This is a genomic window from Kribbella pratensis, from assembly GCF_004366075.1.
Taxonomy (GTDB): domain Bacteria; phylum Actinomycetota; class Actinomycetes; order Propionibacteriales; family Kribbellaceae; genus Kribbella; species Kribbella pratensis.
The window spans coordinates 588,167-610,908 of the sequence record NZ_SODU01000002.1 but is presented as its reverse complement, the minus strand read 5'-3'; the positions used below and the strand labels follow the sequence as shown (position 1 = coordinate 610,908).

General features: G+C 68.1%; 22 protein-coding genes. 9 read left to right on the top strand and 13 right to left on the bottom strand.

The window, feature by feature from the left end:
• Positions 1-24 precede the first annotated feature (24 nt).
• Both EV137_RS17935 and EV137_RS17930 read left to right on the top strand, forming a co-directional pair.
• Positions 25-1,821 (top strand): ABC transporter ATP-binding protein, encoded by a 1,797-nt coding sequence (locus tag EV137_RS17935; protein WP_134130069.1) that lies wholly within the window; start codon positions 25-27, stop codon positions 1,819-1,821.
• Positions 1,808-3,595 carry an ABC transporter ATP-binding protein gene (locus EV137_RS17930; protein WP_134130068.1) on the top strand — a complete coding sequence of 596 codons (1,788 nt, stop codon included), beginning with the start codon at positions 1,808-1,810 and terminating at the stop codon, positions 3,593-3,595. Before EV137_RS17935 ends, EV137_RS17930 begins: the two co-directional genes overlap by 14 nt.
• On the opposite strand, the gene EV137_RS17925 is transcribed toward EV137_RS17930, so the two are convergent.
• Positions 3,592-4,059 (bottom strand): nitroreductase family deazaflavin-dependent oxidoreductase, encoded by a 468-nt coding sequence (locus tag EV137_RS17925; RefSeq protein ID WP_238175398.1) that lies wholly within the window; start codon positions 4,057-4,059, stop codon positions 3,592-3,594. The genes EV137_RS17930 and EV137_RS17925 overlap by 4 nt on opposite strands.
• A gap of 112 nt (positions 4,060-4,171) precedes the next feature.
• Between EV137_RS17925 and EV137_RS17920 the strand changes: the two genes are divergently transcribed.
• Positions 4,172-4,858, top strand: coding sequence for a TetR/AcrR family transcriptional regulator (locus EV137_RS17920; protein WP_134130067.1), 687 nt, complete (start codon positions 4,172-4,174; stop codon positions 4,856-4,858).
• On the opposite strand, the gene aat is transcribed toward EV137_RS17920, so the two are convergent.
• Complete coding sequence (gene aat / locus EV137_RS17915; RefSeq protein WP_134130066.1) at positions 4,851-5,516, bottom strand: leucyl/phenylalanyl-tRNA--protein transferase; 666 nt, start codon at positions 5,514-5,516, stop codon at positions 4,851-4,853. The genes EV137_RS17920 and aat overlap by 8 nt on opposite strands.
• A gap of 129 nt (positions 5,517-5,645) precedes the next feature.
• On the opposite strand from aat, the gene EV137_RS17910 reads away from it, so the two are divergent.
• Positions 5,646-6,341, top strand: coding sequence for an EcsC family protein (locus EV137_RS17910; RefSeq protein ID WP_133996926.1), 696 nt, complete (start codon positions 5,646-5,648; stop codon positions 6,339-6,341).
• Here EV137_RS17910 and EV137_RS17905 read toward each other — a convergent pair.
• Together EV137_RS17905 and EV137_RS17900 are read right to left on the bottom strand one after the other, a co-directional pair.
• Positions 6,328-7,161: a helix-turn-helix transcriptional regulator gene (locus EV137_RS17905; protein WP_133996923.1), complete on the bottom strand. Its 834-nt coding sequence runs from the start codon at positions 7,159-7,161 to the stop codon at positions 6,328-6,330. The genes EV137_RS17910 and EV137_RS17905 overlap by 14 nt on opposite strands.
• Positions 7,162-7,192: 31 nt before the next feature.
• Complete coding sequence (locus tag EV137_RS17900) at positions 7,193-8,119, bottom strand: hydroxymethylglutaryl-CoA lyase (protein WP_134130065.1); 927 nt, start codon at positions 8,117-8,119, stop codon at positions 7,193-7,195.
• 52 nt (positions 8,120-8,171) lie between these two features.
• Here EV137_RS17900 and EV137_RS17895 point away from each other — a divergent pair, with 52 nt between their 5' ends.
• A complete protein-coding gene (locus EV137_RS17895; RefSeq protein ID WP_134130064.1) occupies positions 8,172-8,804 on the top strand; it encodes a GNAT family N-acetyltransferase in 633 nt (210 codons plus the stop codon).
• A gap of 121 nt (positions 8,805-8,925) precedes the next feature.
• Here EV137_RS17895 and EV137_RS17890 read toward each other — a convergent pair whose 3' ends face one another.
• From EV137_RS17890 to EV137_RS17870, 5 genes are all read right to left on the bottom strand, one after another.
• Positions 8,926-10,242 (bottom strand): TrbL/VirB6 family protein, encoded by a 1,317-nt coding sequence (locus EV137_RS17890; protein WP_134130063.1) that lies wholly within the window; start codon positions 10,240-10,242, stop codon positions 8,926-8,928.
• Between the two features lie 11 nt (positions 10,243-10,253).
• On the bottom strand, positions 10,254-11,054 hold the full coding sequence (locus EV137_RS17885; protein ID WP_134130062.1) for a DUF8175 domain-containg protein: 801 nt from the start codon (positions 11,052-11,054) through the stop codon (positions 10,254-10,256).
• A gap of 93 nt (positions 11,055-11,147) precedes the next feature.
• Positions 11,148-11,957 (bottom strand): ABC transporter permease, encoded by an 810-nt coding sequence (locus EV137_RS17880; RefSeq protein WP_134130061.1) that lies wholly within the window; start codon positions 11,955-11,957, stop codon positions 11,148-11,150.
• The gene (locus EV137_RS17875) at positions 11,950-12,756 is read right to left on the bottom strand and encodes an ABC transporter permease (RefSeq protein ID WP_134130060.1); all 807 of its coding nucleotides are present in this window, start codon (positions 12,754-12,756) and stop codon (positions 11,950-11,952) included. The genes EV137_RS17880 and EV137_RS17875 overlap by 8 nt, the downstream gene beginning before the upstream one ends.
• The gene (locus tag EV137_RS17870; RefSeq protein WP_133996901.1) at positions 12,753-13,769 is read right to left on the bottom strand and encodes an ABC transporter ATP-binding protein; all 1,017 of its coding nucleotides are present in this window, start codon (positions 13,767-13,769) and stop codon (positions 12,753-12,755) included. The genes EV137_RS17875 and EV137_RS17870 overlap by 4 nt, the downstream gene beginning before the upstream one ends.
• 196 nt (positions 13,770-13,965) lie before the next feature.
• Here EV137_RS17870 and EV137_RS17865 point away from each other — a divergent pair, with 196 nt between their 5' ends.
• Entirely contained in the window at positions 13,966-14,517 is a 552-nt protein-coding gene (locus tag EV137_RS17865; protein WP_238175397.1) for a MarR family winged helix-turn-helix transcriptional regulator, read from the top strand.
• A gap of 272 nt (positions 14,518-14,789) precedes the next feature.
• The gene (locus EV137_RS17860; RefSeq protein WP_134130059.1) at positions 14,790-16,310 is read left to right on the top strand and encodes a molybdopterin-dependent oxidoreductase; all 1,521 of its coding nucleotides are present in this window, start codon (positions 14,790-14,792) and stop codon (positions 16,308-16,310) included.
• Here the strand turns inward: EV137_RS17860 and EV137_RS17855 are convergent.
• Positions 16,291-16,902, bottom strand: coding sequence for a TetR/AcrR family transcriptional regulator (locus tag EV137_RS17855; RefSeq protein ID WP_134130058.1), 612 nt, complete (start codon positions 16,900-16,902; stop codon positions 16,291-16,293). The two genes, EV137_RS17860 and EV137_RS17855, sit on opposite strands and share 20 nt — an antisense overlap.
• A gap of 56 nt (positions 16,903-16,958) precedes the next feature.
• Between EV137_RS17855 and EV137_RS17850 the strand changes: the two genes are divergently transcribed.
• Entirely contained in the window at positions 16,959-17,675 is a 717-nt protein-coding gene (locus EV137_RS17850) for a P-loop NTPase family protein (protein ID WP_134130057.1), read from the top strand.
• Positions 17,672-19,735, top strand: a complete 2,064-nt coding sequence (locus tag EV137_RS17845) for a YhgE/Pip domain-containing protein (RefSeq protein WP_134130056.1) — start codon at positions 17,672-17,674, stop codon at positions 19,733-19,735. Before EV137_RS17850 ends, EV137_RS17845 begins: the two co-directional genes overlap by 4 nt.
• Here EV137_RS17845 and EV137_RS17840 read toward each other — a convergent pair.
• The 3 genes from EV137_RS17840 to EV137_RS17830 all read right to left on the bottom strand — a co-directional run bounded on the left by EV137_RS17840 (position 19,732) and on the right by EV137_RS17830 (position 22,643).
• On the bottom strand, positions 19,732-20,979 hold the full coding sequence (locus tag EV137_RS17840) for a hypothetical protein (RefSeq protein WP_134130055.1): 1,248 nt from the start codon (positions 20,977-20,979) through the stop codon (positions 19,732-19,734). The two genes, EV137_RS17845 and EV137_RS17840, sit on opposite strands and share 4 nt — an antisense overlap.
• 70 nt (positions 20,980-21,049) lie before the next feature.
• Positions 21,050-21,949 carry an N-acetylglucosamine kinase gene (locus EV137_RS17835; protein ID WP_166679923.1) on the bottom strand — a complete coding sequence of 300 codons (900 nt, stop codon included), beginning with the start codon at positions 21,947-21,949 and terminating at the stop codon, positions 21,050-21,052.
• Between the two features lie 61 nt (positions 21,950-22,010).
• Positions 22,011-22,643 (bottom strand): hypothetical protein, encoded by a 633-nt coding sequence (locus EV137_RS17830; protein ID WP_238175518.1) that lies wholly within the window; start codon positions 22,641-22,643, stop codon positions 22,011-22,013.
• Positions 22,644-22,742: the final 99 nt, after the last annotated feature.

Genomic DNA, 22,742 nt, shown 5'->3' with positions numbered 1-22,742 from the left:
CGGTGGGGGTGTCATCGTGAGGAGATGGTGAGGCGGCTGTGGGAGCGGGCTGAGTGGCGGTTCTTCGGTGTGCTGCCGCGGGCGGATCGAGGGCTGGCGATCGCCTGGTGGGGGTTGTTGGTGGCGCGGGGAGCGTTGCCGGCGGTGTTTGCGGTGGCGATGGGGTGGCTGGTGGGGGCGGTGCAGCACGGGGAGTCGTTGGCCGCGCCGTTGGGGTTGATGGGTACGACGTTCGTTCTGCTGCAGGTGCTGACGCCGGTGCACCAGGCGGTCAGCGCCAACCTGGGGAGTCGGGTGTCGGCGTACCTGAACGACGCACTGGCGAAGGCTTGTGTCGGCCCGCCGGGGATCGGGCATCTCGAGGATCCGGAGCTGAGTGAGGACCTGACGGTGGCCCGGGAGTTCGACCACGGCCAGACCGGACCGCCGATGTACCTGAACGTCGACTTCGTCGCGGGGAGTCTGGTCGAGCTGGTCGGCGGGATCGCGTCCGCGGTGGTGCTGTTCGGGTTCACCTGGTGGGCGCCGCTGGTGCTCGTCGCCGCCTGGTCCGCGACGCACTGGCTGCTCCGGGAGAGCGGCGTCTGGAAGGACCGGAACACCGCCGAGGTCCGTTCGGCGCAACGGCATGCGCACTACGCCTACGAGCTGGCGGTCGAGCCGGACGCGGCGAAGGAGCTGCGCCTGTTCGGCCTCGCCGACTGGACCGTACGGCGCTTTACCGAGCGACGCCGACGCCTGTTCGAGCTGCAGTACGCCGCCACGCGCCTGCGGGAACGCCCGATGATCGGGAGTCTCCTGATCGTGGTGATGGCCAACGGTCTCGTGTTCTGGGCGCTCGGGGCAGCCGCGATCGACGGGCGGCTGCCGCTCGACCGGCTGGTGGTGTTCGCACAGGTCGCGATCGGAGTCAGCATGATCGCGTTCGGCGGACTGAACTGGGCGTTGGACGGGGCAGCAGCCCCGGTAGCCGCCGTACAGCGACTGGAGCCTGCGATGGCACCGGCCGGCGCGTTGAGCGTCGGGAACGCTTCGGCCGGCCGGGGTCCCGTCGAGATCGAGCTTCGAGGGCTGAGCTTCAGCTATCCACAGTCCGATCGGCAGGTCTTCGACGGGCTGGACCTGACGATTCCGGCCGGGTCGTCGCTCGCGGTCGTCGGTCAGAACGGCGCGGGTAAGACCACGCTGGCCAAGCTTCTGTGCCGCCTGTACGACCCTGATTCCGGGACGATCCGGGTCGACGGCCGCGACCTGCGGGAACTCGACGTCGATGCCTGGCGGACACGCGTCGCCGCCGTCTTCCAGGACTTCCTCAAGCTCGAGCTGCCGTTGCGGGACAACGTCGCACCAGCCGGCGCGCCTGAGGCGGACATCCGCGCCGCACTGGCGGACGCGGGCGCCGACGACTTGGCGGATCTCGATACCCGGTTGGCCACGGGGTACGGCGACGGCACCGACCTCTCGGGTGGACAGTGGCAACGGGTCGCGCTGGCGCGGGCACTGTGCGCGGTCCGCCAGGGCGCCGGCCTCGTTCTGCTCGACGAACCGACCGCCCAGCTGGATGTTCGCGGTGAGGCGGCGATCTTCGACCGAATCCTGACCGCGACCCGCGACGTCACCACGATCCTCATCTCGCACCGGTTCTCGACCGTCCGGCACGCCGACCGGATCTGCGTCCTGGAGCAGGGCCATGTCGTTGAACTCGGAAGCCACGACGAACTGATGGCGCTGGGCGGGCGCTACCGGACGATGTTCGATCTGCAGGCGCAGCGCTTCACCGCCGAGGTCAACGAGGAGGGGCTCAGCTATGACACGCTCTGACGACCTGCCGCGCGCACTGCCGGCGATGTGGCGCCTGTGCAAGCTCGGGTACCAGCACGAGCCCTGGCTGCTCGTTGCCGCGTTCCTGATGACGCTGCTGGCCGCCGTACCGGACGCGTTGCTCGCTCTGTGGCTGAAGATCCTCGCCGACGGCGTACTGGACGGCGATCGGCGGATCGCGCTGCTGGCGACAAGCGGTTTGGCGTTGTCGGTGACCGCGACCTGGTTCCTGCGGACGTTGTCGACACGGATCTCACGCCGGTTCCGAGACCGCGTGACGATCATGCTGGAGGCACATGTCGCCCGGCTGCAGGCGTCGGTCGCCACAATCGAGCACCACGAACGCCGTGACTACCTGGATCGGCTGGCCGTACTGCGCAAACAGGTCTTCGTGCTCGACCACATGTACATGTCGTTGTTCTCCACCTGCGGCTGGATCCTGCGTCTCGGCGTGACGGTCGCCCTGCTCATGTCGATCCATCCGGCTCTCGCGTTCCTCCTGCTCTTCGCGCTGCCGACGGTCCTCAGTTCCAGTTGGCGACCGGGCGTCGAACGCGAGGTGGAGGAGCAGCAGGCTCCACACAGCCGGCTGGCCGATCACCTCTTCAAGACCGCGACCACACCTGCCCCCGGCAAGGAGGTCCAAGTCATCGGCATCGGGCCCGACCTGGTCGCGGGACGTCGTCGCGAGTGGGAGCAGTGGTATGGACCGATCGCCGCCGCGCGCTGGACCAGTGCCGTGTGGCACGGGATCGCGTGGGCGATCTTCGGCGCGGCATACGTCGCCGCGGTGCTGTTCGTCGCCTCGGGATTGCATGGTTCAGTCGGTCAAGTGCTGCTCATCCTGGCGGCCGGTGCGCGGCTGTCGTCGTACATCGGAGCGACAGTCGGCGAGATCGGATTCCTGCGCGGGATCTGGCTGGACGGGTCGCGGCGGCTGGTCTGGCTGGAGAACTACGCGGCGTCGTTCGACAGCACAGCGGATCAGCCTGCGCCCGAACGGCTCGTCGACGGCATCCGCCTGGAGCACGTGTCGTTCTCGTACGCCGGAGCTTCGCGGCCCGCGCTACAGGACGTCGACCTCACGCTGCCGGCCGGCAAGGTGATCGCGGTCGTCGGTGAGAACGGCGCGGGCAAGTCCACCTTGGTGAAGCTGATCTGCAAGCTGTACGAGCCGAGCGGTGGGCGGGTGCTGCTGGACGAGCAGCCACTGGACCGGATCCCGGCCGAGGCGTGGCGCTCGAAGATCGCGGGTGCGTTCCAGGACTTCTTCCGGTTCGAGTTCCGCGCGGCGCACAGCGTCGGACTCGGCGACCTGCCGCGGCTGGACGACGTACCGGCTGTCACCACTGCTGTCGGACGAGCCGGCGCGGAGGATGTGCTGGAGCGGCTCGAGTCGGGGCTGGACACCCAGCTCGGTTCGACCTGGCCGGACGGAGCCGAGATCAGCTTCGGGCAGTGGCAGAAGCTTGCGCTGGCTCGCGGGTTCATGCGGGACCGGCCGCTGCTACTGGTGCTCGACGAGCCGACCGCCGCCTTGGACGCCGAGACCGAGCACGCACTCTTCGAGCGGTACGCGGCGGCGGCCAAGGAGAGTTCTGACGGGCGGATCACGATTCTCGTCTCACATCGGTTCTCGACAGTGCGGATGGCCGACCTGATCGTCGTACTGGACGGTGCTCACGTCGTCGAGACCGGGACGCACGAGGAACTGATGGCGCGCGACGGCCACTACGCGGACCTGTACCGGATCCAGGCGGCCGCCTACCACTAGTTGATCTTGAAGACGGGGACACCCGGGGCGACGTGGTGCAGGACCTCGTCGGGTGAGTTCTTCGACACGTCGCCCTCGAAGAACGTGCCGACCTCCCAGGCCCACTTCTTCAGGTACGTCCGGAGCGCCGGGATCTTGTCCGCGTCGGCGAGCTCCTCGGCCCGGAACGTCTCGACCTTGCTCCCGAGCTGCAGCCGCCCGGTGCCGCTGGCGCGCAGGTTCTTCACCCACTGGGTGTGGCCGCGGGGCGCGACCAGGTAGCGCTGACCGTCGATGACCAGCAGGTTCACCGGCGTACTGCGCCATTCGCCGGACTTGCGCCCCTGGACCGAGAGCACCCGGCTGCCCATCAGGCTGAGACCGAGCTTCGTCAGCCGCGCGACGATCTTGTTGAAGACCCGCATGCTGCCCTCGTTGAGGGTGATCACGCGCTTGCTGTCGTAGGTCTGCTTGTACTGGGTCACGGTGGTTCCCTCACTGTTCTGCGAGAGCGGTGCTCTCTGTTGTGATCAGTGAACAGTAGATCGCCGCTCATTGTCAAGAGCGCTGCTCTCGTTTCTGTGGCACACTGGTTCCATGAACGCCGGACGTACCGCCCGTGAACGAGCCCGGGCCGAGCTGACCGACGAGATCAAGACCGCTGCCCGGCAGCAGCTGGCCACCGTCGGCGCCGAGGCGCTGTCGCTGCGGGCGATCTCCCGTGAGCTCGGGATGGTGTCGTCAGCGCTCTACCGGTACTTCGCAAGCCGCGACGAGCTGCTGACCGCGCTCATCATCGACGCGTACGACGCTCTGGGCGCGGCGGCCGAGGCGGCGCCGACCGGTGACGATCCGGTGGACGACTGGATCGCCGTCTATGCCGCCGTACGCGATTGGGCGCGGGCCAATCCGCAGGAGTACGCGCTGATCTACGGCTCCCCGATCAGCGGTTACCAGGCGCCTCAGGCGACGGTGCAACCAGCGTCTCGGGTGCCGTTGCTGTTGCTGGGGTTGTTGCAGCGCGCCCAGGAGTCCGGGCGACTGGTGACGCCGGCGGACGCGCCGTCGCCGTCCGGAGCGCTGGCTCAGCAGACGGAGGTGCTGGTCGCGTTGGCCCCGGACGTTCCGCCGGCGGTACTGGTGCGGACCGTGATCGTGTGGACGCAGTTGTTCGGGATGCTCAGCTTCGAACTGTTCGGTCAGCTGGTCGGATCGATGGATCCGGCGGACGAGTTCTTCGCGTCGGCCTCGCGGCAGATGGCGGCCTTCGTCGGGCTCAGCTGAACGCCTTCGGCAGCGGGACCTCGAGCGCCTTCGAGACACGGCGTACATAGGTCTCCCGCGGGATCGAGACCGCGCCGAGCGTGGCCAGATGATCGGTGACCCACTGGATGTCGAAGACCCGGTCGGCGGCGTACTCGTCGTTCAGCAGCTCGATCGCGCCCGCGACGGCCGCCTTCGAGCCGTCGGTCTTGTGGTGGAACATCGACTCGCCCGCGAAAAGTCCGCCGACCGCGACGCCGTAGAGCCCACCGGCCAGCTCGTCGCCGTCCCACGCCTCGACCGAGTGCACCCAGCCGAGCCGGTGCAGTTCGGTGTACGACGCGATGATCTCGGAATCGATCCACGAACCCGGGCGGCGTGGGTCCGCACACGCCCGAATGACACGGTCGAACGCGGTGTCGACCCGGATCTCGAACTTCGCTCGAGCCCGCCGCAGCGAGCGGGTCGGGCGGTACCCGGCGACCTCGATGACGCCGCGGTCGACCGGCGACCACCACAGCACCGAACCGCGATGATCCGGCATCGGGAACAGCCCCCGCCGATACGCGGCGAGAATCGTTCCCGGCGCCAGGTCGGCACCGCCCGCGACCACATCACTCGCCCCAGCCACACCGACCGGCGGGAAGTCCCACTGGGACGGAGCAGGTTCGATCGGCACGACACCATCCTGCACCAGGGCACACCTAGGGACCCTAAGGGTTTGTCCCGAGTGCCGAGAGCTGCGGAGCCACGTACAGTTGAAGCACGTCCGGGTTCTTACGCGTGGGGCCGGGCGGGAAGGAGCACCGTGGCCGGAGTAGCCAGGTTCGTCGCCAGTAGTCTCGCGCCCGCCGCGCAGCGGTTCGCCCCGACGGCGGCGGGTGGTGTGTTGCGCCAGATCCTCGAGATCGCGATCGACGGGTACCAGCGGTTCCCGGGCGCGGAGCGGATCGCGGACAACAAGCTCGAGCGGTGCGACGGCGACGTCACGGACGCGATCGAGGCAGTGATCGACCAGCACATCCGGCTCGCCGGCGTGCAGGGGTTCGTCACCAGCATCGGCGGTCTCGTCACCCTGCCCGTCGCGCTGCCCGCCAACCTGACCGGTCTCGCGGTCGTCCAGTGCCGGATGGTCGCGGCGATCGCGCACCTGCGCGGGTACGACCTCGACGACCCGCGGGTCCGTACGGCGGTCATCACCTGCCTGCTCGGTGAGGACGGCGTGACGGCCCGGCTACGGAAGTCGAGCCTGGTCTCGTCTCCGCTCGCGATCGCGACCGCGCCGGTGTTCGACCCGGAGCTGGACCGCCAGATCTCCGGCGAGGTCGTCGCGGAGCTGATCGGGCGGATCAGCGGTAAGCGGATGGCGGTGACCTTCACTCGCCGGATCCCGCTGCTCGGCGGTGCCGTGGGCGCCGGCGTCGACGGCTGGACGACGTACCGCGTCGGCCAGTTCGCGGACAAGAGCCTGGTACGGCGCATCCGCCGACCTATCGAGCCGTAGCCTCCCTGCGAGTGAGTTGGAGTTTGGCCCGGGTTTCGTCGTCGGCGGGGGTCTCGACGTAGAGGACCAGGTCGGGGTGCGCTGACACCGCTAGTTCGGTCACGGTGAGGTGCAGTTCGCCGGCGATCGGGTTGAGGATCCGACGCAGGCGCGGCGTACAGGCTGCGACCTCGTGGCGTGACCACAGCTGGGCGAACTCGGGGCAGATCGACTGCAGGCGCTCGAGGTCGGTCTCCCAGTCCGGGTCGCCGATGTGTTCGCCGTAGGCCGAGCGCAGGCGGCCGACGAGATACGGGACCTCGGTGTCGTAGTTCAGCAACTGCTCGCGGGCGGCAGGCTCGGTGATGATGCACCAGAGCAGGTTCTTGTGGATGCAGGGCAGCTGGTGCCAGTCGTGGAACAGGTCGTGGTACGCCTGGTTCGCGCGGATGATGTCGAACCGGGTGTTCGTGATCACCGCGGGCAGCGGGTCGAGCGCCGCCACGATCTCGTCGAACACGGCCTCGCTCGCGCAGTCCGTCGTACGCGGCAGCCGCACCGGCGTCGCCTCGGCCAGCCGGTACAGATGCTCGCGCTCGACCGGCGTCAGCCGCAGCGTCTTCGCGACCGCGTCCAGCACCTGCCCGCTGGCGTTGATCGGCCGGCCCTGCTCGAGCCACGTGTACCAAGTCACGCCGACACCGGCGAGCAGCGCCAACTCCTCCCGCCGCAACCCCGGCGTCCGCCGTCTTCCGCCGCTGGGCAGGCCAACATCCTCCGGCGCCACCCGGGCCCTCCGAGCCTTCAAGAACTCGCCGAGTTCAGCTCGCTGCGCACTCACCGAACCAGGGTCGCAGGCGCCACCGACATTTTCAGCCGGCCAGAGCCTGCACTACTCGGCTTGCGGAGGGTTTGCCCAGTTGTTCGGCCATCCAGGTGCTGGTGGAGACAAGCTTCTCCAGATCAACACCGGTTTCGATGCCGAGGCCGTTGAGTTGCCAGAGGAGGTCCTCGGTGGCGAGGTTGCCGGTCGCGCTCTCGGCGTACGGGCAGCCGCCCAGGCCGCCGGCGGAGCTGTCGACCGTGGTCACGCCGTCGCGCAGCGCGGTGAGCGTGTTGGCGAGCGCCTGCCCGTAGGTGTCGTGGAAATGCACCGCCAGCTTGTCCACACCCACGCCGGCCGCACCGAAGGCGGCGATCAGCGCACCGACCTGGCCTGGCGTCGCGACACCGATCGTGTCGCCGAGCGACAGCTCGTGGCACCCGAGGTCGACCAGCCGCGCGCCGACCTTGACCACCTGGTCGATCGGTACGTCGCCCTTCCACGGGTCGCCGTAACACATCGACACGTAGCCACGCACCGACAGGCCCTCGGCGAGCGCACGCTGGATCGTCGGCGTGAACATCGCGAACTGGTCGTCGAGCGTGGAGTTGAGGTTCTTCGCCGCGAACGTCTCGGTCGCGCTCGCGAAGATCGCGATCTCACGGACACCGGCCGCGAGCGCACGGTCGAGACCGCGTTCGTTCGGGACGAGGACCGGGGCGCGTACCCCGGCCGGCAGCTCCAGCTGGTCGAGCAGCTCGGCCGCGTCGGCCAGCTGAGGGACCCATTTCGGGTGCACGAAACTCGTCGTCTCGACCGTCGTCAGACCCGCGTCGAGCAGTCGCCGGATGAACTCGGCCTTGACCGCGACGTCGACGATCGCCGACTCGTTCTGCAGCCCGTCACGGGGACCGACCTCGTAGATCGTGACCCGGTCGGGCAGTCCGTCGGCCTTCACCAGCTGCGGTTCGCGCATCGTGCTGCCTCCTCGTCGAGCATGACACGGGGTCTCCGTGACAATGCTCGTGATGACATCTCTTGCTGACATTCTGCGGGGCGTCGAGCGCGGCGTGTTCCCGCCCCCGGATCTCGGGCTCACCGTCGTACCCGCGCCGTCGGAGCGGGAGTCGTGCGTGGTCGCGTTCACCGGGCACATCGTGATCGCCGCGGACGTCGATCCGGCCTGGGTCACGGAGCGGGTCCCGGACGGCGATCCTTTCGCGCCGACGAACCCGCCGTTCCTGGCCGCGCTCGAGGAGTTCACCGGCCGCCAGGTCAACGCGATCGACGCGATGCTGCTCGCCCCGGCCCTCACCGACCCGGCTGCAGTTGCAGGGCTGACCGAGCTCGCCGACCACGACCACCCGCGGGTCGAACGCGCGCGGCGGTACCGCGACGACGTCCACGTGTACGGCGACGCGCACGGCGGGCTCGTGGTGATCGGCTGCGGCCTGGCCGGGCGCCTGGAGTGCGCGATCGAGGTGCCACCGGACGCCCGCGGTCAAGGCAACGGCCGCCGGCTCGCGTTGGCAGCCCGGGCCTTGATTCCGCCGGACACCTCGATCTGGGCCCAGATCACGCCGGGCAACGCGGCCTCCCTGCGCACCTTCCTGGCCGTCGGCTACAAACCAGTCGGCTCCGAGGCCCTGCTGGTCAAGTGACCAGCAGATGAACACCCAGCAGATGAACACCCAGCAGATCGTTGCCGACAGCCCCAATACACAGCTGTGGATAACCCTGGGGACAAGAGCGATCGCACCCATCCTCCTGTCTGCGAACCGGCTACCAGTTACCGGAGGGTCCGGTGTCTCCACCGGTTGTGGAACCGGCGGGAACCTTGGGGCTTGGACTGGTCCGTCCACCGGGGCTTCGGCTGTTCGTGCGGCCGCCGCTTGACCGGCTGCCGCTCGACCGAGGCATGGACGCCCCCGAACTGCCACCACCTGCCTCACCCGCCGAATGCGCCGCCGCCCCGGCGAACGCCCCCACAGCCTTGCGCGCCGCGGCCGCGGCGACACCCGCCGGCCCAAGCCCGGCAGCCTTGGCGCCGGTCGTCGCAGCACCACTCGCACCCGCACCCGATGAGCCGGCCCCCGATGCCCCGCCACCGGATGTCCCTGCGCTACTACCGCTGCGGGAGGACGGGCCGACGTTGACGGCGCCCGACGCCAACGACCCCATCTCGGGACCGGTGCTCCCCATGCCGGCCGAGCCACCCCCGACGGCCGCTGTGATCGGCACCGCGAGGCGCAGCAGCGCCGGCAAGGCGAAAATCGCGAGCATCATCATCATCACGCCGGTGAGGGACGGCAGCAGGCCCGAACTCCCCTGGGCGAACATCTTCTCCTGCTTGAGCTTGATCGCAGCCGCGTAGATCAGGGCCGCTGCAGGCTTGTAGGCGATGAAGCCCAGGGTCCACGCGCAGTACTTCTTGAACCACGCCTTGCCGACCTCGGTGTTGGTCGCCGCGGCTGCCAGCGGCAGCGTCGAGCCAAGGAGCACCAGCATCGCCGATCGAATCAGCATCAGGACGATCTGGATCAGCGAAGCCCAGGCCGACAACTGTCCGAGAAGCACGAGCATCAGTACTGACTTGACCACGTTCCCGACCCCGCCACCGGTATCGGAGGGCCCGGTGACCACATTCTTCATGGCGTCCACGAAGCTATGGCCTCCGATCGCGTCATGTACCACGCTCAGGGCGAAGTCGTCCGACCACGCGATCAGGAGTTGCACAGCTGCGGTTCCTGCACCGCAGACGACCACAAATGTCAGCATCGCCTTCAGCAGGTCCTGGAGCGGTTTGGCCCGTTGCTCCCAAGCCATCCGCATTCCGGCGATGACGATCGCGAGAGCGAAGATCGTCAACGTCAATCCGAGCGTCTTCTCATGCACGAACGCGACCGTCTTGCTCTCCGTCCAGGTCTGCCCGTCGGCGCTGGAGGTCGCGAGGGCGACGGGGGTTTTCGGCTCGACCCAGAACGTCGCCAGCGAGTTCAGGATGGTCGAGAAGAAGTCCGAGGTCATCCGCTCGAAGGTCGCCATCCCGTTGTTGGCGGCGGACTGGACGCCCTCGACGACGTGGCACTTCATGTCCATTGGTGAGCACATCAGATACCACTCCACTTCACGAAGTCGCTCAGGTCGCGGTGCTGGGAGAAGGGGGCTCCGACAGCCTCGCCCGGAGGCGGCGGCTGGAGACGCCAGTCACCCTCGTGCCAGACCAGGGTCAGGTTGGCGCTCATGTACACGGACTCGACGGGCATGGCGAGCATGAGGGTCACTCGGTCCGGTCCGGCGTCGATGACCCGGTAACCGACGACCTGGACCGTCGAGGTGGCACTCGAGGACCCGTCCGCGGCGACTTGGCGGAGCAGGCTGTCGGTCGCCGAGCCGGGAACCATGAGCTTCTTGACCGTCGGGACGAGCTTGCTCTGGTCCGCGATCGCCGCGATCGCGCTGTACGCCGCGTACACCGCGCCGGTAGGCGAGTGCGCGAAGCAATGCCGGAACCCGTCGGAGTCGGTCGTGCCCGGTCCGTACTTCGAGGAGCGCGGTACGACGACCCGCCGGCTGACCTCCCAACCGTCGACCGCCGGCGCCTGGGCGGGAACGGCCTGGTCACCGGCCGGAAGACCGCAGGAACCCGTCCGCCCCTCGCTTCCGGAGCTGTTGGTGTTGCTGGTCTGCGCCGGACCACCCTCGGGGGTGCCAGGCGCGGAGGCCGGCTCGTTCGTGGGCGGAACCGAGGCGGCCGCGACCGGCTGCTGGGCCGCGGCGCTCGCGCGGGTCGAGCCGCCCCCGCCCGCGAAGATGATGACGATCCCGCAGATCAGGACCGCACCGACGACGATGCAGGCCGCGATGAATCCAGCGCCGTACGGCGAACTCTCGTCCTTGTCCTTGCTCATCCGACTCCCCGCCTCCGTTGATCCACAACCGCGCGGATCAAGGCTCGCAAAAATCGCCGGACCGCCGCGGAAGTTATCCACAGGCCCGAAGAGTCAGCTCCCGGGGCTGGTGTATCTCGGCATCATCTTGGTGAAGAAGGAGTAGCCGAGGGCGAGGACGACGGGGCCGGCGAGCGGGGAGAGGGTGGTCAGCCAGGTGGGGAGCGGGACGTCGGAAGTGCGGCCGAGGAGGACTGTTGCCGGGAGGAAGGAGATGAACGCCATCGGGAAGAGCGTGCAGAACGCGTAGAAGGTGGCCCGGCCGAACATGGTCAGCGGGTAGCCGGAGAACTGGGTGATCGAGCTGTCGGCGAAGATGCGAAGGGAGAAGGTGGACGTGGCGACGAAGGACAGGCCGCAGAAGAACGTCTGGATGCCGGTTTCGACCAGACCGCCGCCGACGACCGCGAGGATCAGGTAGCCGATCTTCGCCGGGGTCCAGTCGACGGGCGCCTGCCAGCCGAAGATGGCCAGCGCACCGAAGCCGAGCAGCGCGTCCCCGAGCGCCATCAGCTGGAACCTCCGCGTGACCAGTTGCAGGAACGGGTTCACCGGTCGCAACAGGACCCGGTCGAACTCACCGTCGCGGACCATCTCGTCGGTGAACATCAGCGCCCCGAACGGGACGACGTACAAGGCATGCGACGCCAGTCGCATCGCGAACACGAACGCGACCTCGGAGAACCCCCAGCCGCCGATCAGTCCGAACTTCCCGAGGAGTACGCCGAGGAACAGCAACTGCGTGCCCTGGTACGCGACACCGCCCATCAGAGTCGTCCAGAAGTTCACCCGGTACTGCAACTGCGCCCGCAACGCAGCGCGTTCGAGGATGACGTACTGACGCAGCCACGTCTGCTCAGCCACCCTGCACCACCACCCGGTACCGCGCCCGTCGCCAGACCAGTTCGAGGAGGCCAGTCAGCAGGACCACCCACACCAGCTGTACGCCGACCAGCGCGAGCGCCTGACCACCACGTGTCTGACCGAGATAGATCGAAACGGGCGTGTACACCTGCGCCTGGAACGGAAGCCACTCGACCGAAGCCCGCAACCACCCCGGCATGAACCACAGCGGAATCAACGACCCCGAGAGGAACGCACTCCCGAACCGGTACACGATCAACGGCCCGCCGACCTCGAACGTCCAGAACGTCACCATCGAAACGATCAGGTTGCACAGCATCGCGACCAGTACGCCGCCGACCGTCGCCACCAGCGAGAGGAGTCCCGCAGCCCACCCCGGCGGCAGCGTCAACGCACCGAGGACCGCGGCGGCCGCGAGCCCGAACGCGCCGAGCGGGAGCCGGCCGAGCAGGACGCCGAGGTTCTGCCCGAAGACCTGCCAGATCAGGCCCAGCGGCCGGGTCAGGTCCGTTGCGATCTGCCCGTTGCGGATCCGCATCGGTAACGACGAGAACTGCCACGGAAGGAGCACCGATTGCAGACACGCCGCGATCGCCGCGTACGCCACCGCGGTACGAGCGTCCACACCGTCGACCGGCCCACGCCCGGAGTACACGATCCGCCAGACCGCGATCGCGAGGACGACCTGGATCACCAACGTCACCGCGCCGGTGATCAGATCGCCTCGGTAGATGAGGACGGATCGGGTGCCGGCACGGGTCATCCCGCGGAACGCCCTGACCTGCTCCGCCGTGCTCACGTCAGCAGTCCGTCGTACAGCTGGGAGATCACGTCGGTCAGCCGTGGATCGACGATCGACAACTCGTCGACCTGGTACACCTGCGACGCCCGCGCGATCAGCTCGGGCGTGGTGATCTCCCGCGGGTCGAAACGCAGGACGACGCTGCGGTCCGGGTACGGCAGGACCGTGCCGACCGCGCTGGTCTCCACCTCGGTCGCGAACGGGATGTCCGCGACCCGGCGGATGCTGCGCTCGGCCAAGGTGAGGACGAGGAAGCGGTACGGCATGAAGCGTTCCTTCAACCGCGACAGGTCGCCGTCGTACAGGACCGTGCCCGAGTCGATCACGATGATGCGATGGCAGAGCCGCTCGACATCTTCCATGTCGTGCGTGGTCAGGACCACCGTCGTACCGGCGGACCGGTTGGTCTCGGCGATGAACTCGGTCAGCCGCGCCTTCGCGACCACGTCCAGGCCGACAGTCGGCTCGTCCAGGAAGAGGATCGACGGTTCGTGCAGCATCGCGGCCACGAGATCGCCGCGCATCCGCTGGCCGAGTGACAGCGAGCGGACGGGTGTGTCCAGGAAGTCGGACAGGTCGAGCAGTTCGGTGAAGAGACCGACGCGGTTGCGGTACGTCGTTCGGTCGAGGTTGTAGAGGTCTGCGAGGACTTCGAACGAGTCGCGGAGCGGGAGGTCGTACCAGAGCTGGGTCCGCTGGCCGAAGACGACGCCGATGTTGCGGGCGTTGCGGGCGCGGTCCCGGGACGGCTCCAGCCCGGCGACCCGGCACACGCCGGACGTCGGGGTGAGGATCCCGGTCAGCATCTTGATCGTTGTCGACTTGCCGGCGCCGTTCGGGCCGAGGTAGCCGACGAGTTCACCGGGCTCGACCTCGAAGTTCACCCCGTTCACCGCGCGGTTGATGTCGCGTTTGGTGCTGAACAGCGCCCGCAGCCGCGGCAGCCGGCCTTCCAGCACGGCCGGCCGGCTGAATTCCTTGACGAGCTCAGCCGCCTCGATCACCGCCATGCGTACCCTCCCCAGCAAGAGCGAACGGTCATCCTCCCACCGATCCACCGACACCGCAGTCCGAATTTCACCGTTCTAGACCGGATCTGTCGGAGAGTGCTCGGTTACGCTCAGGAGCACGCGGTTCTGGGTCGATCTGTAGCCGAAAGGTCACCCCGTGTAGCGAAGTGACCTAGTCAGCTAATAGAGTCCGCGCATGACCATCGCGCCTTCGCTTTGCTCGCCCCTAGCGCTCGCCGATGCAGAACCCACCCGCGCTGCCGAACCCTGGGAAAGCGACGTGCTGACGGCTTACGGCCTGCTGCGAGAAGCAGCAGCCGAGCTGGATCACCTGATGCGTCATTCCCTGAAGCGCAGTGGACTGCAAATGGCAATGTTCGAACTGTTGCTGCGGCTGGCCCGCAGCAACGGGGAGAAGCAGCGTCTTACCTCCCTCGCCCGGGAGTTGACCGTCACCACCGGCGGCATCACCCGGCTGGTCGACCGTGCCGAGAACCTCGGACTGGTCCGCCGGGAGCCTTGTCCTGACGACGCCCGCGGCTCGTTCGCGGTCCTGACCGAGGAGGGAAAGCGGCGGCTGCGCGAAGCACTGCCGGACCACCTCCTCGAAATCGACAGCCTCTGGATGTCCCAGTTGGCCGACGAGCAGGACGTCGTTCTCGGCAAGCTTCGCCGAGTGCGGGACAACGCCCGCCGCTGGCCGAACGGCCGCCCGGGGCTCGGGCCCATCACACCCGACCGGATCTGACCAACCCTCACAACTACACAAGAGCATTACCCGCGACTAACGGATGGGGCGCCCGACTGGTGTCGGGCGCCTCATCGCGCAATGGTTGAGAAGTGAAACAACCCCCGGATCAGCTGCACCCCGGCACGGGTACGCCGGACACCACCGGCCGCGGACACCGCGGCGGTCCAGGAGCTTCGGGCGGAACCGGCGGTCCGGGAGCTTCGGGCGGAACCGGAGGCCCCAGAGGTTCCGGCGGACCCGGGAGCCCAGGCGGCCCTGATGGGCGGGCTATGGCAGGGCCGGTACGTCGGGCGATCCGTTGGCGCGCGGCAGCCGGTGGCGTACTCGCCGCCCTCGCCGGGCTGGCAGTCGGCAGCGTGGCAGCCGGGATCCTCGGTACGCGGCAGACGCCCGTCGTCGCGATCGGATCCGCGTTCATCGACCGCGTGCCTCCGTGGCTGAAGGAGCTGGCGATCTCCTGGTTCGGGATCCACGACAAGACCGCGCTCCGAGCAGGCATCCTGATCGTCGTCGTGGCCCTCGCCGCGGTCGGCGGCATCCTCGCCGTACGACGCTATTGGGCAGGTGCCCTGATCACGATCGCCCTGACTGGCGTCGCCGTCGCCGCAGCCATGACGCGCGCCGACTCCGGCCAGACCGGGTTCCTCCCGTCGGCACTCGCCGGCGTGACCGCACTCATCATTCTTCGCCTGTTCAGCCGTCGGCTCGAGCCGCTACTCGACTTCCCGGACGACGGTGTCAGCCGCCGCGGCTTCCTGCAGTTGTCGGCCGGTGTCGCCCTCGGCGCGGCGGCGATCGGCGCACTGGGCAAGGTCGTCGGCGGGAATCGCGCCGCCGTGGCGGATGCCCGCAAACAGCTCAACCTCCCACTGCCGCCGACCCTCGCCCCGCCCGCCGGCGTCCAGGCCGACGGCGCCGTACCGTGGGCGACGGCGAACGACGACTTCTACCGCATCGACACCGCACTCTCGGTGCCGCAGATCGTGCCTGCGGACTGGAAGCTCCGCATCCACGGCATGGTCGACCACCAGCTCGAACTGTCCTTCGACGACCTCCTGAAACGCCAGGTCATCCACAAGTGGGTCACGCTCACCTGTGTGAGCAACGAGGTCGGCGGCGACCTGATCGGGAACGCCTTGTGGTCCGGCGTCCTGCTGAAGGACCTGCTCCTGGAGGCCGGCCCGTCGAAGGACGCGGATGCGATCCAGTCCACGTCGAAGGACGGATTCACCGCAGGTACGCCGCTGCCGACGCTGCTCGACGACCGGCAGGCGATGCTCGCGTTCGCGATGAACGGGCAGCCGTTGCCGGTGGAGCACGGGTTCCCGGTGCGCATCGTCGTACCCGGGCTGTACGGCTACGTGTCGGCGACGAAGTGGCTGGTGGACATCGAGGTGACGCGGTTCGACCGGTTCGAGGGGTACTGGACGCCGCGCGGCTGGTCGGCGCTCGGCCCGATCAAGTTGTCGTCGCGGATCGACACTCCGCTGGGGAAGAAGGTCGAACCGGGACGGGTGACGGTCGCCGGCGTGGCCTGGGACCAGCACGTCGGGGTGTCGAAGGTCGAGGTCCGGGTCGATGGGGGCCCTTGGCAACAAGCCACGCTGGCCGCGGATCCGTCGATCGACACCTGGCGGCAGTGGCACTGGACGTGGGAGGCATCGCGCGGCACGCACGTGCTGCAGGTACGGGCGTTCGACGCGAAGGGCAATCCCCAGGTCGAGTCCTCGGCGCCGCCCGCTCCTAACGGTGCGACCGGCTTGCACACGGTCAACGTGAAGGTCGGCTGACCGCTTCCAGCACCATCGGCAGGAACGTGTGCTCGAGCGAACCGGCCGGGACCTCCAGCGGCTCGAGCAGGCTCTGTGAGCGCGCGCCCTCGTGCAGCGCCATCACCATGCGCACGAACTGCTCGGCCGGCACGGTGAGCTCCAGCCCGCCGGTCTCGGCGATCTGCTCGACCAGCCGGGTCAGGCTCTCGCGGAACATCGCCCGTTGCCTGTTCAGCGACTCCGCCGCTTCCGGATCGCGCAACGCGTGCAACGTGAACTCGGCGGAGATCAGATGCCACTGCCGCCGGTCCGGCGCGGTCTCGTCAAGCAGTCCCAGGACGGCGTCCAGCAGCGTGCCGGGCTGATTCGCCAACTCGGGGAGCAGCGCCTCGATCTGCTCCAGGAGCCGGTCGGTCGTGGCCTGGAACAGGGCGAGCACCAGCTCGTCCTTGGAGCCGAAGTTCGAGTAGAAGGCGCCGCGGGTGAACCCGGCCCGCTCGCAGATGTCCTCCACCGACGCACCGTGGAACCCGCGCTCGGCGAACACCTCCAGTGCCCCCTCGAGAAGTCGGGCCCGGGTGTTGGAGCGGCGGCGCTTGGGCGTTTCCATAGGAGTAGGATACAGTTCTGTATTGAATACACAACCGTATTGAACGGGGATGCAGGATGGAGCTCGAGGCCGCCGGAATCAGTGTGCGTGGACCCCACGCACCGATGCTGCACACCACGTCGGTGTCGGTCGCGGATCATCAGGTGGTGCTCCTGACGGGATACCCGGGCGCGGGGCACGTCGCTGCGGCGCTGGGCCTGTCCGGTCGGCTGAAGCCCGACACCGGGCGAGTCCGGCTCGACGGCAAGACCGACCCGGGCCTGCTGCGACGACGCGTTGCCGTGGTCGACGCGCCCGGCATCACGGAGCCGGACGACGCACTACCTGTTCAGACGGTCGTGGGCGAGGAACTGGCCATCGCCGGCCGCAAGGCGGGGCGTAAGGCCGTGCTGGAGTGGCTGAACGAGCATGACGCCGCAGAGCACGCCGACAAGCGGTTCGAGCACCTGCCGGTCGCCGTACGGACCAGACTGCTCACGGAGCTCACTGTGGCGCGTCCCGACGTACAGGTGGTCATTCTGACAATGCCGGATCGACACGGTGGCGATCCGCATGGCTGGTACGAGCTGGGACGCGGGTTGGCGGCGCAGGGGTACGGCGTGATCATCACGTGTGCTGACGCGTCAGCACGGCTGCTGGACGTCAAGGCCGCGCGAATGGGCGAGACCGATCAGCCGGACCCGGTGCAGGTCACTCCTGTGGCTCCCGTCGAGCCAGTCACCCCGATCGACGAAGAAGACCCGATTGACCAGGAACAGGAGATCGAGGCGTGACCGCGCTGCGGATGGCCCTGAGTGAGTTGCGGCGTTTGACGGCCGGACGGCTGCCAAAGCTCGCTGTGGTCGCGCTACTGCTGGTGCCGGTGCTGTACGGCGGCCTGTACCTCTACGCGAACCACGACCCGTACGGGCGTCTGAACAAGATCCCGACCGCCGTCGTCGTCGAGGACGAGGGTACGACGCTTGCGACCGGCGAGAAGCTCAACGTCGGACCGCAGGTCGCGGGCGAACTGGTGAAGTCGAAGAGCTTCGACTGGCATCAGGTGAAGCGCGCGGACGCGACGAATGGCGTATCGGACGGGACGTACGAGTTCGCGCTGGTGCTGCCGAAGTCGTTCTCGTCCGACCTGGCGTCGAGTGCGGACTTCACACCGCGGCAGGCGGAGCTGGAACTCCTGACGAACGACGCCAACAACTACATCGCGCACACGATCGCCAACCAGGTCGTGGCGCAGGTGACGAAGACTGTCGCGTCGCAGGTTAGTGAGACCGCGGCCTCGCAGCTGCTGGCCGGGTACAACACCATCCACAAGCAGGTCGGTTCTGCGGCTGCTGGTGCTGCCCAGCTTCAGAGCGGTCTGACGTCGGCCGCTACCGGAGTCACGAAGCTGCAGTCCGGTGCTACGCAGCTCAACACTGCGCAGAAGCAGCTGTCAGCAGGAGCGACACAGTTGGCCACCGGCACCGCACAGGCGTCTCAGGGTGCGTCTTCGCTGGCGACGGGCGCTGCGAAGCTCGACAACGGTTTGGGCACGTTGAAGGAGAAGACTGCATCGCTGCCGAACCAGACGAAGCAGTTGGCATCCGGAGCGGATCAGGTAGCGGATGGCAACGAGAAGATCGCCAGCACAGGGCGGCAGGTAGCGACCGCGTCCAGCACATTGGTGAAGGATCTCAAGGCGTACGACGCGCAGCTGGCTGCGCGCTTGAAGCAGCAGGGGCTGAGCCAGCACCAGATCAGGGTGATTCTGCTCGAGACGGCGAAGTTGCGTGCTCCCGTCGTACAGGCGAACACCAAGATCCAGTCGACGTCCAAGCAGCTCAACCAGCTCGCGAGCGGTGCGCGGAAGGTGTCGAACGGTGCGTCGGCGCTGGCCAAGGCAACACCGGCTCTGACGAGTGGAATCAGTGAGGCGTCCAGTGGGGCGCATCAGCTCAGCACGGGCGCTGGGCAGCTGAAGACCGGGTTGGGCACGTTGCAGACTGGTGCGCAGAAGCTTGCTGCGGGCGAGAAGCAAGCTGTGACTGGGCAAGGGCAGTTGCTGACCGGTGTGAACAGCCTTGCGACCGGTGTGGGTCAGCTGAAGAGCGGAGCGACGCAGCTGAACACCGGTCTCCAGAACGGCGTGAAGCAGATCCCGAACCCTTCCGCCGACCAGCGCAAGGCGGTCGCCGAGACGCTGGGTGCACCTGTCACGCTGCAGAACGTCTCGCAGGCCACGGCCGACAGCTACGGCGCCGGCCTGGCCCCGTTCTTCCTCAGCCTGGCGTGCTGGATCGGGGCGTACGTCCTGTTCCTGCTGGTCCGGCCGCTGTCACCGCGCGCGCTCGCCGCACTGCAGTCACCGTTCCGCGTCGCACTCGGCGGTTGGTTGCCTCCGGCGCTCTTCGGCGCGATCCAGGCCACGCTCGTCTTCGTCGCCGTGGTTCTGGGCCTCGGTATCCACGCCGCTCACCCTTGGCTGACCGTCGGCTTCCTGATCCTGACGTCGTTCACCTTCGTCGCGATCCTGCACGCACTGTCGGCGTGGTTCGGGGCCGTGGGCAAGTTCCTCGGTCTGGTCCTGATGGTCGTGCAACTGGTCAGCGCCGGCGGCACGTTCCCGTGGCAGACCATCCCCGACCCCCTGTACTTCTTCCACCACGCTCTCCCGATGAGCTACGCCATCGACGGCGTCCGCCACCTCATGTACGGCGGCCCCGGCACCTCCCTCGGCCGAGACCTCCTCGCACTGGCAGCCTGGTTTGCAGTAGCCCTGGCCGCCTCCACCCTCGCCGCCCGCAAACAACGCGTGTGGCCGGCCAAGAAGCTACAGCCAGAGCTCGCGCTCTAGCTGTTGACGAAGGTAGCGGTTTCGGTGAGGAGGGTGTTGGTGGTGGGTTGGTCGAAGAAGGTGATGAGGGCTTCGTAAGTGCCGGCTTCGGCGGCGGACGGGTCTACTACGTAGCCGTAGTAGCCGTCGGTGTAGCCGATGACGCGGGTGATGGGGTGCGTGCTGTCGGCCTGCAGGCAGACACCGTGGACGGCGAAGAGTTCTACCGGGAGGTTGATCCAGCAGACGTCGCCCATTGTCACCGTGCTGACCGGGAGGTCCAGCGCCGGTGGGAGGTTGGCTGCGGCCATCAGTGCCTGGCCGCGCGCGCCCTCCAGGCGGGTTTGCGAGATGCGGCCGGAGGGGCCGCCGGCGTGCTCGGCGTTGACGCGGCTCTCCATGGCGGACACGAGTTTTTCGGACTCGTCAACGGGTGGGACGGACCGCACCGGCAAGGTGAGAGTGGTACGTCGGATGCTCGGCGCGGACTGAGGTAGTTCCAGGCCAGGGGTGGCCAGCGCCTCACGGACTCGTGAAGCCAACAGACCGCCCAAGCGGGCGACCTCCGCGGCACCGCGACCCTGTCGAGTAAAGCGAGGGCTGACGTCGCCCGCAGCCCCTTGCAGGAAGCCGACCACAGCGGGAGCGAGAGCAGCGCGTGCGGCTCCCGGCCAGTCGGCCGAGTACTGCAGGTTCTCCGGGCCGTAGGTCGTCGGATGGCACGCGAAGTCCAGCAGCACCGCGTCGAGCGAACCGTCGAGCCCATGCAGCGCGAGGATGCCGGCGGTGTTGTCGTGAGGACCGTTCTTACGATGCCGGTTCGTACCGACGCCGATCACCTCGACCGAGTGCCAGCTCGCCGTCACCGGGTGCCGCTCGAGTGCAGCCGCCCGTACGGCACCGACCAGCGAGTCGACCAGCGGCCGTTCCCGCTCGGCCGGAATGACGGGATGAATCTCACCGGTCCAGCCGGACGGCCCGGAGTGGGTGTGCGACGCGGACACCACGACATGCGACGGCGGGATGCCGGCGGCGGCTCCGGCGGCCTCGGCGAGCTCCGACGAGAGCGCGCTCCCGACGGCGATCGCGTCCAGCGTCAGCCACAACACGCCGGGATCGTCATTCGTGGACAACCAGATCAGGGTCGCGCGGAGTGGGTCCGCGGTACCGGTCGAGAGCCCGGCGCGGGCGGCGTACCCGTCGAGCCGGTGGCCGGGCGGCGGGGTGACGTCGAGGGACGTCGCGGCCAGGAGAAGTTCGTTCACGTGAAGTCTCCAGCTGTCGTACCGGCACTGATCGGACGATGCATGGTCAAGATAACGGCCTACACCGTAATTATCGAGGTCGCGCCCGGCGGTGTGTGACGATCAGGTCGGCATACGTTTCGGCTGGTTCGGTGGCGAGGCGTTCCGCGCCGTCGAGCGAGTTGCCCGCCGCCGGCGTCAGCTTGGCTCGCGACGGCAGCGCCTCGCGGACAGGTGTCAGCAACTGGTCACCGGCACCGTCGAAGAGACCGCCGACACAGGCGACCGGGACGGGTCCCTCACCGGCCAGTTGGTCGACCGCGGCGCCGATCGTCTCGGCGATGTCGCCGGCCGCTTGGACCAGGAGCTCGACCGCCACCGGATCGCCTTCGGCCGCACACCGCAGTACTTCGGGTGCGAAGCGAGCCACGTCGTCGACCAGCGTGGACGACCGGTACAGCGCGACCGGATCGAGAGCAGTGTCCGCGAGCTTCGTCACCGGACCACGGCCGTCCCGAGCACGCTGTACGGCGACCAGCCCGGCGCGGCCGATCGCAAAGGCACTCCCGGCGTCGCCGAAGAGGTACCCGTGCCCGTCGAGCTTTCGCCACGTGCCGTCGCGATCCACGGCAAGACACACGAGCCCAGTACCCGCGGCAACAACGACGCCGTACCCGTCCGGCAACGCGCCGGCGTGCGCGGTGACCATGTCCTGGGTGAGGCGTACTTCGTCGGCGTTCAACACCTCACCGACGTCGGCCGCGAATCGTTCCGCGGCGCCCTGCGCCTGTGGGTAACCGGTGAGGCCGAGAGCCACGACCTCGACCGGTCCGGTCAGCTCGGCCTCGGACGCGGCAGCGCGAATCGCCTCGAGGAGGTTGGAGACGGCGTCCGGTCCGTGCGTGTAGCCGGGACCGTTGCCGGTACGTCGGGACGGAAGGACGCGAAGACGGAGAGCGGACTGGCCGCCGTCGATGGCGATGCGGGTCATTGAGTGGTCCCGGGTAGATAGTCCTGACAATGATGACAGGCAGCGTACCCACAGGCTCCGGTTACCGGGGAAGGGCTGCCTCGAGGTCATTCAGGAGCACGCTCAACGGAACACCGGTCAGCCGGATGTTCGGCTGCATCCAGTCGTTGAGGATCGGGTCCTCGGTGGCCAGGTGGTCCGAGAACTCGGTCTGGCTCAGTTCGAAGACATGGGCCGGGTTCCCGGTGAGATCGACGACTGTCTGCATCAGCCGGCCGACCTGGTCCTCCCACACCACGTCCTCGAAGTCATGCCGGTCAGGACGGATCAGCAACAGGTCGACATCACTGTCCAGATCACCGTCACCGCGGGCGACCGCGCCGTACACGCTCGTGTGCACCGGCGGGATCCGCCAGCCGCTGACCTCGTCGGCGAGCCGGGCGATCAACGTACTGCGGAGGTTCGCGAGCTGCTCGACGATCGAGGCAAGCAGGTGCTTGCGGTTGAGGCGATAGAGCAACGAATTGCCCAGATCGTCGACGTGCACCAGCCCGGTCGCCGCCAGTCGCTGCAGCACGAGCCGCACACCCGCGACGCTTCCGGAACCGGCGAGCTTGTGAATCTGCCGCCCCGACAGACCACCCTCGGCCTCAGCCAGCACCCGCAACACCGGCCCATCCAACGACGGCACCACCGTGCTGATCGGCGATCCCATATCCACCCACGCACCCTATTGACGCCCCGCCTCCCCCACCCAATCTCCATGACATGTCAGTCACCCGCCCTCCCCGACCAGGTGGACGTCCACGCAGGC

Excerpts from the sequence above, each read along its gene's own strand:
- EV137_RS17900 (WP_134130065.1), bottom strand. The coding sequence starts at position 8,119 with ATGCGCGAACCGCAGCTGGTGAAGGCCGACGGACTGCCCGACCGGGTC.
- EV137_RS17855 (WP_134130058.1), bottom strand. The coding sequence starts at position 16,902 with ATGGAAACGCCCAAGCGCCGCCGCTCCAACACCCGGGCCCGACTTCTC.
- EV137_RS17830 (WP_238175518.1), bottom strand. The coding sequence starts at position 22,643 with ATGGGATCGCCGATCAGCACGGTGGTGCCGTCGTTGGATGGGCCGGTG.
- EV137_RS17850 (WP_134130057.1), top strand. The coding sequence starts at position 16,959 with ATGGAGCTCGAGGCCGCCGGAATCAGTGTGCGTGGACCCCACGCACCG.
- EV137_RS17890 (WP_134130063.1), bottom strand. The coding sequence starts at position 10,242 with ATGGACATGAAGTGCCACGTCGTCGAGGGCGTCCAGTCCGCCGCCAAC.
- EV137_RS17870 (WP_133996901.1), bottom strand. The coding sequence starts at position 13,769 with ATGGCGGTGATCGAGGCGGCTGAGCTCGTCAAGGAATTCAGCCGGCCG.
- EV137_RS17935 (WP_134130069.1), top strand. The coding sequence starts at position 25 with ATGGTGAGGCGGCTGTGGGAGCGGGCTGAGTGGCGGTTCTTCGGTGTG.
- EV137_RS17835 (WP_166679923.1), bottom strand. The coding sequence starts at position 21,949 with ATGACCCGCATCGCCATCGACGGCGGCCAGTCCGCTCTCCGTCTTCGC.
- EV137_RS17860 (WP_134130059.1), top strand. The coding sequence starts at position 14,790 with ATGGCAGGGCCGGTACGTCGGGCGATCCGTTGGCGCGCGGCAGCCGGT.
- EV137_RS17920 (WP_134130067.1), top strand. The coding sequence starts at position 4,172 with ATGAACGCCGGACGTACCGCCCGTGAACGAGCCCGGGCCGAGCTGACC.
- EV137_RS17930 (WP_134130068.1), top strand. The coding sequence starts at position 1,808 with ATGACACGCTCTGACGACCTGCCGCGCGCACTGCCGGCGATGTGGCGC.
- EV137_RS17865 (WP_238175397.1), top strand. The coding sequence starts at position 13,966 with ATGACCATCGCGCCTTCGCTTTGCTCGCCCCTAGCGCTCGCCGATGCA.
- EV137_RS17895 (WP_134130064.1), top strand. The coding sequence starts at position 8,172 with ATGACATCTCTTGCTGACATTCTGCGGGGCGTCGAGCGCGGCGTGTTC.
- EV137_RS17885 (WP_134130062.1), bottom strand. The coding sequence starts at position 11,054 with ATGAGCAAGGACAAGGACGAGAGTTCGCCGTACGGCGCTGGATTCATC.